Origin of the sequence: Calothrix sp. PCC 6303, from assembly GCF_000317435.1 — a bacterium.
Lineage (GTDB): Bacteria > Cyanobacteriota > Cyanobacteriia > Cyanobacteriales > Nostocaceae > PCC-6303.
Map to the genome: position 1 here is coordinate 424,746 of NC_019751.1, position 14,097 is coordinate 438,842.

Below are 14,097 nucleotides of genomic sequence, written 5' to 3' on the forward strand. Positions count from 1 at the left end.
CTTTAAACGCCCACTGATACATGCTTCGATTGCAAAGATTTCGTTGTAGTCCACTTTTCAGGCGTAGGTTTATATAACCATTTATCAAGCTCTTTATCCTCAACAAATCCTCTCAACTGCGGATCAACCCAAATATGAAGTTTATCTAAACAGCCTACTTCTTTCGCTGCGGATTCAATATCGCACCACTGGCGAGTAAAACATTCAGCCCATAATTTCTTGGTCATCACATCACGGGCAAAATCTAACCCCGCTTCCAGCATTCGCTTACCATTACTTCCACGAGCATTAATTGGTTCCCAAAATATAACCTCTGGGTTGAAGCACATGATTTTTTCAAGATGTTGTTTGAAATCATCTTTTTGCATGTGTGGAGGTGTTGGCGCGATCGCTACGTACAATCTGCAATTTGACGCAGCACCTTTTAATAAAGCTTGGTATCGAGCAGTTGGAGGTGGAGAAAATGGTTCTATCTTTCGACTTAGTTCATCATCTAAATATGGTAAGCTCATCCCCAAAGTTACATTTTTATTAGTAAGAATATCTAAATCATCTAACCACAAAGGACTACGAGTTAAAATCCGAACTCTCTTGTTATAATTCAACAAAATTTCTACTACTTGCCGAGTTAAAGCCGCAGTTTGTTTATTTTGATAGGGGTCAGTACCGGAGCAAAGCAATACAACTCCTTTACCTTCTTTAGTAGTTCGCCAAGCTTTTTTACGACTCAAAATCTTATCTAACTGTTCGGGTATTTCTTGTCGAACGAACAAATAATTTCCCCAATCCATTTGAGGATCATTAACCCCTTTTTCTTGTAGTTCTGATTGCTTAACACGAATAGCTGGAGTAGAAGGTACATAACAGAAAGTACAACCATGCAAACAACCAGATGCAATGTTAATAACATAGTCACATAATCCTTTTTTGTTAAGGTCACTCTGTTGAAGTGGATTAACTACTTTTTCAGTCCCCTTTATGATTGACATAACATTCATATACTCCCATAAGAAATATAAATATCAAAGACATCCTACTTTTACTGAATATCTAGAAAATACTTAATAAATTCATTATTTTACTTTCAAATTATATCATTTCTTTAGTAACAGTACAAAAGTTTCATTGTATAATTTTAAAAGTAACTAGGTGTAATAAAGCAAACAAGTAAATCGATGAGCAAACAAGTTTTTGGTGGAGATTGGACAGAAGATAAGTTAGCACGCATTCGTAAATATTTACCAGCTTATACAACAATTTTGAGTAAATATAATTATAAATATGCTTATATAGATGCTTTTGCAGGAACAGGTTATCGAGAACTAAGCGATAAAGAATTACAAGGAGAAGATATTCAAATACCTTTATTCCCTGAACTTGCAGAGCAAGATATGCAAGATTTTATGGACGGATCGGCAAGAATTGCACTTCAGGCAGACCCACGATTTCACGAATATATTTTTATTGAGAAAGATAGCAGTAAAACTAATGAACTGGAAAAACTCAAAGATGAATTTCCAGATAAAGCCAAAGATATTCAAATTGTTAATCGTGATGCGAATAATTTTTTAGTTGATTTATGCTGCAACAACAATTGGAAATTAAATCGCGCTGTATTATTTCTTGACCCATTTGGGATGCAGATACCTTGGTCAACAATCGAAGCGATCGCAAAAACTAAAGCAATTGACTTATGGTATTTATTTCCTTTAGGTATAGCGGTAAATCGGCTATTAACGAAGGATGGAAATATTCAAGCAGCTTGGCGAAGAAGATTAGATGATATATTCGGTACAAACGACTGGTTTGAGGCTTTTTACAAACCAATAGAGCAAGAAAATCAACAATTAAGTTTATTTGATATTGATAGTTCTCCAAAAGAGCGGATAGAAAAAGTAGCAAACTTTGACTCTATCAGCAAGTTTTTTGTACAGCGGTTAGAGACAATATTTGAAGGTGTCGCAAAAAACCCACTTGTATTGCGTAACTCTTGCAATAATCCTCTATATCTGCTTTGTTTTGCATCCGGCAATCCCAAAGGGTCAACAACTGCGATTAAGATTGCACAGGATATATTGAAAAGATAATTTACGATCGCCCCATCACCCAAACAGCCGCAGGCTTTCCAGATAGCACCCATCCACAATTCCTGCATAGAAAGTTATCTGTAACGATCGCGCTCAAGACCATTTTCCTTTACTTCAATGATTTTCCGAACTGGAGCTAAATTATGCCGCTCAAACTCTCCCGTTTCTGGGATGTAGGACGCGATCGCTCTCCCTCTACTAGCAGCAAATTCAATCACTCCAATAGTTTCTGCTGTTTTAGCACCAAGAACAATATCTGAGGGTTGCTCTAATAATTTCATCCCTTCTTCTAATGATGCTTTACCAATAAATTCAACCCTAATATCCTTATATTTTCCCGCAATATCCTGTAAAGCTTCCGCAACCTGTGGTGTAGGATTTGGGGAAACATCGACAAACTGTATTGTGTCAAAACTATTTTCTACAGCGCGTTTGACAGCACGTTCAAACATATTACCCAAAACTTGCTCAGTCTTTGCCTGAAATTTTGGCTCAACCGTCCCATTGATAATCACCACGGTAGCAACATTAGCAGTTTGGGTTTCTGCTTGAATCTCAGGTAACTTAACGCTACTGGGGTCAATAACAATATCCGCATAGCTGGGAGGAGCTTTATTAACAGTCCCCGCAATAGTCAGTCCTTGGATTGTCCTTCCCTTACTGGCAAGCTGTTGTTGTAGAAAACCAACTGATTCCTTATTCAAAACACCCAAAACCTGATTTCCAAGTTTTGCAAAAACGACAGGTGCTTTTCTGGAAGTAGTTTGCTGCATATTGAGAGTAATATTCGCTTTCTCACCCTGCCAATTATGATTAGCAAAAGCATATTGATTAACACGATCAATCTGTAATTTATTTTCAGAATTTTTCAAGCTGGTTACAATAATGCTGGTACTAGGGGAAGATGTGACACATGCGATCGCTTCACAGCCAGAAAGTAAATTAGGCGATCGCGCATCAATAATTCCCAACTTTTTCCCCTCCACCGTCACCCAACGCGCAGTTTTAGTTGGTTCACGGGGATTAATGTCGTCTCTGAAAGCGATCGCTACTTTTTCCCCAGAGAAATCTCTACCAGCACACTCATTAAACTGGGTACCGATTACCCGCATCTCAGTAAACTGTAGTTTTTCGAGTTGTGGGATCGCTTCTTCAGGGAAAACAGCAAACGCAACACCAGCTTTCTTCAAACCCGAATAATTCCTACTTGATTCGGTATGACTAACATCATAAATTGCTGCCGCCATCTGTAACCTCTGATTTTCTGGTATTTCCTCCCTAATTGACTCAATATATTCCCTAGTTTGCTGTTTTAAAGCATCAACCATCCCATCACTAACACCAAAGTGAAACTCAACTTTACCCTGCTGTATCGACATCCCAGCCTGAATATCATACTCCTTCATCGACTTCATGCTAATTGTGCCAATTGGAACATTCACCTCTTTACCATCAGCAGCCATAAATTTTCCTTGAGCAAACAAAGTATGAGGCATTTTTTCAGTTGGATTTCTCACCTCTACCTGAATACTCAATTCTGACGCTTGCCAAAAATCACTATTTTTAGCAGCATTAAACCTAATCAAATTCGTCACTTCTAATTTATTTCCAGTGTGAGGAGAAGTAATTACAAGGTATGGACCAAATTCCATTTTTTGCTTTTCTTCCAGTTCAATACGTCCCCTAACTTGGGAATTATACTCAGTTTTTATTTGTTGAGCCTTCTCTTTCTGCTCATCCGTAAACTCCACTCCAGAATAAAGCTTTCTAAATTGCTCAATTGGTCGTGCTACAAGTTGATTTTCTTCAAATATTTGATTAGTTTGTTGAATCATCAAATCGATAGGACTATAACCATTAGTTTTCATACCCCTATTTGTAAATGCTTCCTGATTTTTCTTATCAGCTAACCATTCCACATCCTTATAGCCAGTGATAGCTTGACAATATCGAATAATTGCATCATCAGGACGCAAAGCACTTTTAGCTCCATCCGCAGCAACTTGTAATTCATTACCTAATTCAGCAACACAGTCTTTGAATAAGTTTTTAACTAACTGTAATTTCTGCTCAACCTGATAATTATTCCTTAATGATGCAATTGGATATATTTGCTGCAATATTTCCCCTGACATCTGTAATTTACCTTGCTCATATTTCTTGACTAAAACACTAAAATGTGCCGAAATCTTTTGAAGGTAATTAAACTTTTCAGCTTGCAGCATTGCACAAAGTTCACATTGCAACGCTACATTTTTCTGAATTTCGTTAGCAATAATGCCAATTTTATTTTCCATCGCCGAAACAGCAATTTCTGCAAATGTTCCTTGATATGGAACTTTCGCCTTTTTCACAATATCGGGATATCTATTTTCAGGTAGATTCCTTTCCTTAACTTCTGCTGCTAACTTCGGAAACTCTTTACTTGGTGCAAAAGCTAATAAATCACCATCAAAATCACATTGCATATTATCCATTGCCGTCTTTGGATGAATATAAACACATCCGTCTAACATCTCTGGTAAATGCTTATTTTTTAAAGTAATTACACCATTGGAATTAATCAATGGAGAACGAGTTACAATAACCTCTTCTCCTTCATTTAAAAAGGGTATACTGATTTGATCTTTCCCTAATTCCAAGCTAGGTTGAGCCAAACCAGACGTAAACTTGATCGAACGTCCAGTTGCAATTTCTACCCATTCCTTCCTAACAAAATTCTGGAGTTCAGCAATAATTTTAGGATGTTCAAGAATTTGATTAAAACCGGCTAAATCTGCTTTGAGAAGTGAATATAGAAACAAATCCTTTTGTTGTTGTGTCGTCAAATTTTCACTCTCGTGATTATCTTCACCTTCACCACCAGAATCTAAACTATCAAAGAGAGAAAACTGTTGAATAGCTTCTTGAATATCTGGCTCAATTTCCTGACTTTGAGCTAATATTGCTTTACGTCGCTCATAGGTTTCAATATATCGCTGTGCTAACTTTCTAATATCTTTTTGCTCTTGGGCTAGTTTTTCAGCTTGCTGTTTAATTATAGGTAAAATTTCCGCTTTTACAGCTTGAGGATAATTAACTAAAACCTGTGTACCCAAACTATGTTCTCGATAAAAAGCAAGGGACTTCACACCCAACCCAATTGAAAGCAAGTATTCCCCAGGTTTAATCGTATCCTCTCCTTTTCTCCCTTTGAAAGAAGATGTCGCTAACACCAAATCATAACCAAATCTGGAATGCAAAGTACCATCCCTAACACTTCCACCCATGCGGAAAGAAGATTCCCCAAATTTATCTAGTTGTGCAGGTGCAAGCGTACCCTTGGCAATTCGCATAACAGGACTTTCAGTTTGAGGTTTAATCCCAAGTCGGAATTGAAAAGCACGTACATCTATATTATTAGCAAGAGCAAAATTGCGATCAATTAAACCCTTACAATCACCAACTAATGTCTTTGCCTCGTTGTTAGCGATAACATCACCATTTTCTCCCGTCACGTCATCAACAACCAAAATCCTGACATTTTCCAACTCGTGAAAACTGCGACAGGGTGTAAAAGGCAAAGGATAAGCAGCCGCATCTGAAGGATTAGGATACAATAGAGAGCGAACATTTAGCTTATCTGCAAAAAACATCCGATTACCCGACGAAAATTGCAGAGTCATGCCATTATATTCGCCTAAATCAGATGGTATTGTGGCTTCAGGATAAGCAATACCAATGCTAAACTTAGTGTTGGGAAATAAATATTCAGCCAGTGAATTTGTGAGTTTTTGTTCAACCAGGGTATCTTGCTTAGTTTTTGTTTCAAAATGATTGAGTTTTAAAGCCATATCTTGAAACTTGTAGGAACATAAAAAATGACTGAACAACCAGAAATCAGTATTACCGAGTTATCCTATGGGATGACTTCAGAAGAACTTATTACCGAAGGATATGTGGACACTGACTATTTCTATGATCCTGCGGAAGAGGAATGGAAAATAGAGCTTGAAAAGATGGAAGAAGCGGCTAAAAATAATCCAATTTTTGATGAAGAATGTATTCCATTTTAAATGTGAGTAGGTAGGAGTAAAGACAAAATTAAGGTTGGTGTGAGCATTATCATGAGATAATTTTGAGCGTTTTTTAAATTAACTTCCTCATGACTGCTATTTGATTACCTTCTACCTTTTCACCCTTATTATTCCCTACATTTTGTCAACTCTTCAAGAGAAACTGGACGATTAAAGCAATCTAGCATTGCCTTACCATCTTCAATAGTTGTAATTACAAAAGGTTGCCATGAATAGATATTACCGGGACACTTTTCCCACATCACCTTATCATTAACCTGTAGTGGTTTATCTTGGTTTTCCAAATATTCTCTTTTCAACTCATGAAATCTCTCTTGAGTTGCATTATCTAATAGTCCCCAGATATGAGATTTTGTTGACGGAGGATAATTGTCGATAATATCCATTACTTCCAACCAAGATTCCACCCGTGTCAATGTTTCTACTATTTCTTTGAAAGCTAATGTTTGATTATTGGATACGCCATTCGTAGATTGTGGTGTTTCTACTTCGTTGAGAATAACATTATTTGAGTCTTCCCTAGTCTCAACGAATGTATTGAAATTCAATTCGACTTCAGGTTCATTCTGAGTAACAAAATCTTCCGTCTCAAACTTACTATTTGTACTTGGAGGTGATTCTATATCTTCCTCAACATCCTTTACAATCAATCTCCCTTCCTGCACAGCTTTCCACAATTCGACTGCTTCCCTAATTACTCTTTGAGCAATCTTGCCATTTTCATCCATTTCTCTCTGGATAATACTTCCAGTTTGCATATCATCCTCCATAATGTCGGGAATCCGACATACTGGTTCACCATCTCTCCCTGTTTTCCAAATAGTTGGTTTATTTGATTTTGGTGGTTTTGGTTTTCGATGAGCAAGAATAAATTCATGTACTTTCTCCTGAGTAATCTTGCCACAATCCTTTAAACTTTCGATGACTTGACTATATTTTTTTGCATGTTTTGCCAAATCAAAAATAGTATGGGGTTCAACTTCTTGAAGATTATCTGGAGAAAATGATGAAAATGCATTAGCAACTTTCAAATAGAGTTTACTCTCTTTCAAACTCCAACCAATTGAATCGAGTAACTGTTTATACTCTTGATGTGAAAGAAGCCGTTTTTTCAATGCCAATGAAAAAGCTTGTTCCACAATAGAAATAGTCGCATCAGCAAGATTGGAAATATCAGCTTGGGTTGTTGGATAGATTGTAGCGGCAACCATATACAATGACCTCTTTTAATAGTTTAAAAGGCAGTGGGCAGTGGGCAGTTGGCAGTTGGGAAGAAGGAATAAAAGGCAGTAGGCAGTGGGCAGTAGGCAGTAGTGAAGAAGGATAAAAGGCAAGGAGAAAGGGGCAGTTAGCAGTAGAAAATAAATAGTGAAAAGATTACGAACTCTGTTTTATTTGATTTATTATGAAGTTCATAAAAGTAGAATCACATTGAAATATAAACTTATTTCCGTGATTTTCTACTGCCTACTGCCCACTCCCTATTTCTTCAAACCTACGTTTATCTGTTGGAGTTACCCAAACAGTGCAAAATCCTGAGCTAGCTTTACGGTTATATTGAGATAAAATCACACCTAACTTTTGAGTATCCTTGAGACATTCTCCATTGTCCAAATAACCTCGATTCCAATTAATTAAATTCTTAGCAAATTTACCTTCATTAGATATTGCCCATTTCATTGCTTCTAATTCCTTCCAAGTCAAATTAGTTGATTGCACTTTTGTATATCCTCCTCCCAACACCCCCGAAATCCACGATGGGATAGAAATACCTGCAATGAAACCAACAGCAAAAATCAGAAAAAATACAATCGTGGCAGGAAATACAGAGTAGATAATGTTTCTACCTTCACGCAATAAAGATTCATGAATTAGAGCATTTGCAGCACGATTAATAGCTACCTTTTGACGTTCAACTGCAACCAGTTCAACTTGCTCCAAATTATGAGCTAAATCTTGATTCCAAGCCTTGAATAGCAGTTTGAATGTTTCTGGTGCATCTGTTAGCATCGCTTCTAACTGCCCAGTTGCAACCAATACTAGAAACAACGGATCATCCTGAGATAAACCACTTCTGGAAGCAAAATCTATGACTCGACGTTTAAAATCTTCACTCTTCCCCTTCAATGCTTCCGCAAGTAAATCATCGGGAGTTGGGGGTGTTTTTACTACATCAGTTGTTGTCATCGAATTAACCCCGTCTCTGCCAAAGAAGTATATGCAAGTCTGAGAAAATTCTTCACCCGTTGCTTCGATACCACCTTTAATTCTGGATGTATAATCGCATCAGAAAAATTAATTCCCAAACGCTCGATTGCATTACGTTCCCAAAATGGAAACTTGGGAAAATCCATCACAACAAAACTATATTTATCAATAGCTTCTTCAAACTCTGGCATTGCTTCAATGTAACTCCAGTCATCACATAATCCCTGATTTCTAACAAATACATGGATCATGTCATCTCCTAAATCTGATAATGATTTGAGGAAGAAGTTAACCGAATCTACTCCTCCAGTACAAACAAACCATTTAATAAAAAATATTGAGTTTTCTTTACCTAAATTGGCTAAGTCATTTCGTTGTACCCAGTTAGTAACATTGTCATAAGCTTGAGCAGGTAGATTGACAAGTACAGACTTTTCAAAAGCTAAATCAAATATTTTATCTGCTTCTTTTGCTTGTTTCTCATCATCACTGAAGAAAGCGACTTCTACATGGGGGTAAATTTTGGCTATATCTTGATTACTTGTATCTGCGTCGATAATTACCATGTCATAAGCGATGGATTTACAGTATTCAATGAATGTTTTACAAACGAAAGATTTACCACACCCTCCTTTTTCTCCATCAATAATGTGAATAATTGTAGGATTTTGAAAAAGATTGTTTTTGTCAACAGAGATAAAACTATTACCTGATCTTTCTTGTTCTGGTTCATTATTTGCATTTGGTTCTACAATATTGGTTTTAATCTCTTTAAGCTCTCGATTAAAACCATTAACTTCATTGTCATCAACTTCTTGTTCCCAATCTTCTATTTCTACATTAGTTGCTAAATTAGTCATCTCTATGCTTAATTCTCCTAAGTTATTACTATCATTCTGCTTGGATTTTTGTTGAGTTATCAAGTCAGATGTAACTTTTCTTGGTCTACCTCTTTTTCTTTTCAATGGTTGAGAATTCATAATTGTGCTGATTATTTAAACTTGGCTTAGAAACTAGATAAAATTACTTAAACCAGTATCATCATAATTATGGATATCCGAGTATTTACAACGCGACTCTCCTAATGTATCGGATATTTTATTTAATGATTGATTACTGCTAGGGTTGACAGTATATTTTGGTAAAAATATCCAAGCTTGCTCTTCTAATCCTGCTAATTCTCCAATTTCCTGTGCCTGCTTTTCTAAAGCTTTTATGCAACTTATCGCTATAGATTGCACATCTTTTTTATTGTCTGAATTAGCAGCTACAGCGTGAGTTAACCAAAACGATCGCACTGCTACAAGCATTACTTCTGTTTTACTTTTAATCAGATTAGATTGGATATAGCTCATCAATTTAATATCCATTCGTTTACATGGCTGATAACGCCAACGAAAATCAATTTGTTTTAACATAAGAAAAGGCAGAGGGCAGGAGGCAGAAGGCAGAGGGAGAAGGAAGGAGAAGGAAGGAGAAAGAAAAAATAATAAGGAAAATAACTGAATTATTTGTCATTTTAAAAGCTAATCTTTTTGATCATTATATTTAAACTATTTAGAATAAATATGAACAATAAAACTTTGCTTTTTACTACTTTCTTACTTTTTATTATTAATTTTTCCTCTCTTATAATTTCTTCCCTCCTGCCCTCTGCCCCCTTCCTTCTGCCTTCTCATAAAAGTACAAAAACACGCTATAAACATCAGCCAAACGACTTCCAAAACCAACAGTATCAATCTCTTTTGGTATATCTGCACCAACCCCCCATAAACAAGGTGTTCCCGGATAATGAGAATTTAGTTCTCTCCTCATATAATCCGCAGTTCCACCGCAGAATAGGATTTCTGAAATCACATTTCGAGAAATTACTTGATCTAACCAACTCGTTAGTACAGCAGCATATTCATTCCTGGCAAGCTTTACTGCTTTCTGAATTTGAAGTAACTCATGCTGTCTATTGATGTTATTGGTACTTCTGAGTAACCGTAGAAAAGGAGTTGAAGATATCTCACTTCCCGCAGCAACCACAGCAGGAGCAAGTTGTGAAGCAGTTTGTCCTGAAGTTCTCGCAACTACCTTCTCCAACAATCGAATCATTCCTAAATCACAAGTTTTTCCATCTGCTGCAACCATCCCCTTATCGCTGATTAACACTGATGCATTTCTATACCCCACCATCACTAGTGCGATCGCTCTTGTTTTGATAGCTTGTCCCAGTTGCTTTTGGTAAGCAAGATAGATTCCTGCACCTTCGGGTAAACACTTGAATTGAGTCAATTCCACACGCATTCTTCCTGCGGGTGTGGTGAAGTCTGCAAGTATGGTTTTAAGCTGCTTATAAAAACTCTCCTTATTCTCAAATTCCCCTGGTGGTAGCAAACACACCAGTGCAAGTCGAAATTTTGTTCCTAGCTGAAGTTTTTGTGAGGTTGCCCAAATTGAAGCCAATGTTTTGGCTACTGCACGTTCATACTTTAACTCTTTCAATCCCTGATTGGCATAATACTTACTTTTCGCTAAATACCCCACAGCAAAGGTTTCACCCATGTAATTTACCCATGCAGCATTCTCTGGTTCGGTTGTACCCAGAGTCTCAGAAGTTACCGAGTCTAGGGAAATCTTTACCACCTCCGGTTCCATTACCAAGGATGCTGGAATATTCTGTTTCAACGTGCAATAAATACCTTTGGTTGAACTTCCACCAAAATCCAGAGCCAAAATTAGCTGTGGAGAAGAACGATTTTTCTGTTGAGTAGTTTTACTCATGTTATTTCATCGATAAATGTGCAGCGAAGGAAGGCAGGAGGCAGAGGGCAGAGGGCAGAAGGAATAAGTCACTTATACAAGTCCTGACTTGAAATCACTGAACGTTCGTACCCTGTGGAAAGCTGATGTGAAAGTGATGTATTTAAACCTTTCTTCCCTTAGAGAAGACATCGGTTACAGTATCCCTTCTGCCTCCTGCCTTCTTCCCTCTGCCTTTCTTCGTAAACCAAGGAAAAGCAAGGTAGATTATTAACGAAACTTATGAAATTTTTGATAAAAAATAGCCGAAAATTCCTTGTAATTCCTTTCCACTGATTAAATTGGTTAGCTCTTATGGGGAGAGAGTTTGAGGGATAAAACATGGTATTAAACGGGAATAATTAGGTCGCTATTGAAGAAAATATTCAGCGCTGCGTCAAAAATGTGGTGTGAAAAATTCCAGCTTTTTATGAGTTCGTTGGAGAAACACACTACACCTTTTTTTTTCGATGATGCCTGAAAAATAATTTGGTAGATGATATAAAAAGTCAAATCAGGCTTAGTTCTTTATTCCCGAATAATAGTTGTTTATCTGCAAACATTTGATTAACAAATCTCATACATAAACAATTCACTTGAATCACCATTTTCCGTGACAGAAACTATTAACTAGTTTTTAGCAAATTAATATTAATAGTTTCAATGTAACTAAAGTTAGATTATTTACTTATTCAGAAAATGTGTGTATCAAATGATTAACAGATGAATAATTTACTTCTGAAAAAGCAAAATATCTCTAATTAGTACATTGCTTTGTATATATAAATTTCATCAGTTTGATGCTAACCAGCACCTTCTGTATAATTACTAGTTTTATATAGATTCAAGACTTGAAGATGTAACCAAAAATAACGGAATTATTAAAATCTATTCAGTTTTTATACACAAGCGCATGACTAAAAAAATACAGAATATTGATCAATATACGTAACCATTAAATATAAAGTTTGGACATTTTTAGACATCAATTTATTTTGAATATGATAAGAATGTAAAAAAGAAATGCTCAATAGTTTCTCACATTAAAATAGAAAATCTTCAAATCATGACTTTTGCAATTTGTCGAATCCAAAAAATCAAATCTTGGGGAGTTTTGGCTCGTAGTGAAGTACATACTTCTCGGTTGATAGATATACCTAATGCCAACTCAGAGATCAAGAATATAAAAGTTGTTGGAAATAGTAACAACCTTGATTTAGCAACTTTGGTGAGAGATAAAATCGGCTCCCAAAAAATTCGCTCTGATGCAGTGTTAGCAGTGGAGATGCTGCTCAGTGCGAGTGCCGAGTATTTTCGTCCCTATGCACCATACCAGGGTGGAGTTTACGATCAGCAGCGTTTGGATGATTTTGTCTATGCAGTGGTTGATTGGTTAGATAAGTCCTGGGGAAATAGAATTGTCCAAGCAGAGTTACACCTCGATGAAATCACACCCCACATCCACGCATACCTCGTACCGTTGGATGAGTATGGGAAGCTCAACTGCAAAGCGCTGTTTGGTACGAGAGCCAAAATGCACGAATTGCAAGATAGTTTTGCTGCTGCTGTTGCACATCTGGGACTTCTACGAGGTATTAAGGGAAGTGTTGCCAATCATAAGAAAATCAGGAAGTATTATGCTGCGGTGAATCAAGATTCCCGAATTCTTGATTTGGAACGTTGTCTTCCTCAACCCCAAGCACGGGAAACTAGCGAAGTTTACAGACAGCGAGTCATTGAGGTTTTGAGTCCACAATTGGAGATTATTAATTACCAAATTTCAGAGCGCGATCGCATTCTCCAACAGAAAGCTGATTTAAAGGAAACTGCATCCAGGAGCGAACTGCTTAGACAACAGTTAGAAAAGGAATTAAAAATACTCCAAGCAACTAGCAGTCAGCAAGATTTAGCATTATCACTGGTAGCTTACGAATTGGGGTTAAATCAGGACAAGCAATTTCATGGCAATGCAATCGATTTAGTGATGGGAACTAACCAGTGTGATTTTGACAATGCGGTGGTTTGGTTACGCGATCGCTTTGGAGAAGCAGCAATGCTACAAGCAGTTAATAACCACACAATTACACAAGCTTCTAATATTGCCAAACAACACTCACCAGTAATATTTGCTCCACCACTAAACTCTAGTTCCCACTGGCAGCAAGTCGAACATCACCTAAACCAAAAATATTCGATTCCGCCAAAACTCCTACAAACCCTACATCAGCGAGGTTTAATATATGCGGATAATTCCAGTAATGCGGTATTTCTGGCTCGAAATCTTGCTGGTGAGACAACGGGAGCTTATTTATATTCCCTTTCACAGACTAAAAACGGATTTAGTTTACATCCCAATAGTAAGCGTTCAAGTGGTTGGTTTCATTTGAGTGTAGGTGGTGGAAATACCGCATCGCTCCAAACAGCAATACTAATATCCTCTCCCATCGATGCATTATGTGCGGTCGCCAAAAATGTACCTAATAAGCACAGAACGCTTTACCTGACTCTCGATAGCCAACTTGCACCATTACCGTTAGAACTTCTCAAAACCATACCAAGCATAGTTGTTGCCATGTCAGATTTAAGAACGATATCGCTACAAAAACTTTTACCCCATGCCGTAAGTCAATTGAAGCACAAGGAGCAACAGCAATATTACTAACATCATACTTGCTGCATCAAAGTGACAATTCCCCTGTTAACTGAAATTCAGTGTGGCAAGTTAGATACATGACTCCACATTTGTTTTTAGGGTAGTGAAAAAACAATATTAAGTACGAAAAAGTCAGTGATAGCAAGGATAATCTTAATTCCAACATTTATCTATCACTTGAGACTTATTCACAAAATGGATGCGTCTTAAGCAGTTATTAGCAGGTTATTTGATGTATTGAGGTAGGTAAAATACTTCTTTCGCTTCTGAATCTTGCGTATATATA

10 protein-coding genes are annotated in these 14,097 nt (G+C 37.0%); 3 read left to right on the forward strand and 7 right to left on the reverse strand.

Going from position 1 to position 14,097, the window contains the following annotated elements:
• Positions 1-2 precede the first annotated feature (2 nt).
• Positions 3-989: an SPL family radical SAM protein gene (locus CAL6303_RS01760; protein ID WP_015196100.1), complete on the reverse strand. Its 987-nt coding sequence runs from the start codon at positions 987-989 to the stop codon at positions 3-5.
• Between the two features lie 186 nt (positions 990-1,175).
• On the opposite strand from CAL6303_RS01760, the gene CAL6303_RS01765 reads away from it, so the two are divergent.
• Positions 1,176-2,087, forward strand: coding sequence for a three-Cys-motif partner protein TcmP (locus CAL6303_RS01765; RefSeq protein WP_015196101.1), 912 nt, complete (start codon positions 1,176-1,178; stop codon positions 2,085-2,087).
• 74 nt (positions 2,088-2,161) lie between these two features.
• On the opposite strand, the gene CAL6303_RS01770 is transcribed toward CAL6303_RS01765, so the two are convergent.
• Complete coding sequence (locus tag CAL6303_RS01770) at positions 2,162-5,920, reverse strand: hypothetical protein (RefSeq protein ID WP_015196102.1); 3,759 nt, start codon at positions 5,918-5,920, stop codon at positions 2,162-2,164.
• A gap of 27 nt (positions 5,921-5,947) precedes the next feature.
• Between CAL6303_RS01770 and CAL6303_RS01775 the strand changes: the two genes are divergently transcribed.
• Complete coding sequence (locus CAL6303_RS01775; RefSeq protein WP_015196103.1) at positions 5,948-6,142, forward strand: hypothetical protein; 195 nt, start codon at positions 5,948-5,950, stop codon at positions 6,140-6,142.
• 128 nt (positions 6,143-6,270) lie between these two features.
• Here the strand turns inward: CAL6303_RS01775 and CAL6303_RS28305 are convergent, their stop codons facing one another.
• From CAL6303_RS28305 to CAL6303_RS01800, 5 genes are all read right to left on the reverse strand, one after another.
• Positions 6,271-7,374 (reverse strand): hypothetical protein, encoded by a 1,104-nt coding sequence (locus tag CAL6303_RS28305; RefSeq protein ID WP_015196104.1) that lies wholly within the window; start codon positions 7,372-7,374, stop codon positions 6,271-6,273.
• A 256-nt stretch (positions 7,375-7,630) separates the two neighbouring features.
• Positions 7,631-8,350: a DUF6753 family protein gene (locus CAL6303_RS01785; protein ID WP_015196105.1), complete on the reverse strand. Its 720-nt coding sequence runs from the start codon at positions 8,348-8,350 to the stop codon at positions 7,631-7,633.
• A complete protein-coding gene (locus CAL6303_RS01790; RefSeq protein WP_015196106.1) occupies positions 8,347-9,351 on the reverse strand; it encodes an AAA family ATPase in 1,005 nt (334 codons plus the stop codon). Before CAL6303_RS01790 ends, CAL6303_RS01785 begins: the two co-directional genes overlap by 4 nt.
• A gap of 33 nt (positions 9,352-9,384) precedes the next feature.
• Complete coding sequence (locus CAL6303_RS01795; protein ID WP_015196107.1) at positions 9,385-9,789, reverse strand: hypothetical protein; 405 nt, start codon at positions 9,787-9,789, stop codon at positions 9,385-9,387.
• A 211-nt stretch (positions 9,790-10,000) separates the two neighbouring features.
• A complete protein-coding gene (locus CAL6303_RS01800) occupies positions 10,001-11,140 on the reverse strand; it encodes a ParM/StbA family protein (protein ID WP_015196108.1) in 1,140 nt (379 codons plus the stop codon).
• A 1,084-nt stretch (positions 11,141-12,224) separates the two neighbouring features.
• Between CAL6303_RS01800 and mobV the strand changes: the two genes are divergently transcribed.
• Positions 12,225-13,820: a MobV family relaxase gene (mobV, locus tag CAL6303_RS01805; RefSeq protein ID WP_015196109.1), complete on the forward strand. Its 1,596-nt coding sequence runs from the start codon at positions 12,225-12,227 to the stop codon at positions 13,818-13,820.
• Positions 13,821-14,097 lie beyond the last annotated feature (277 nt).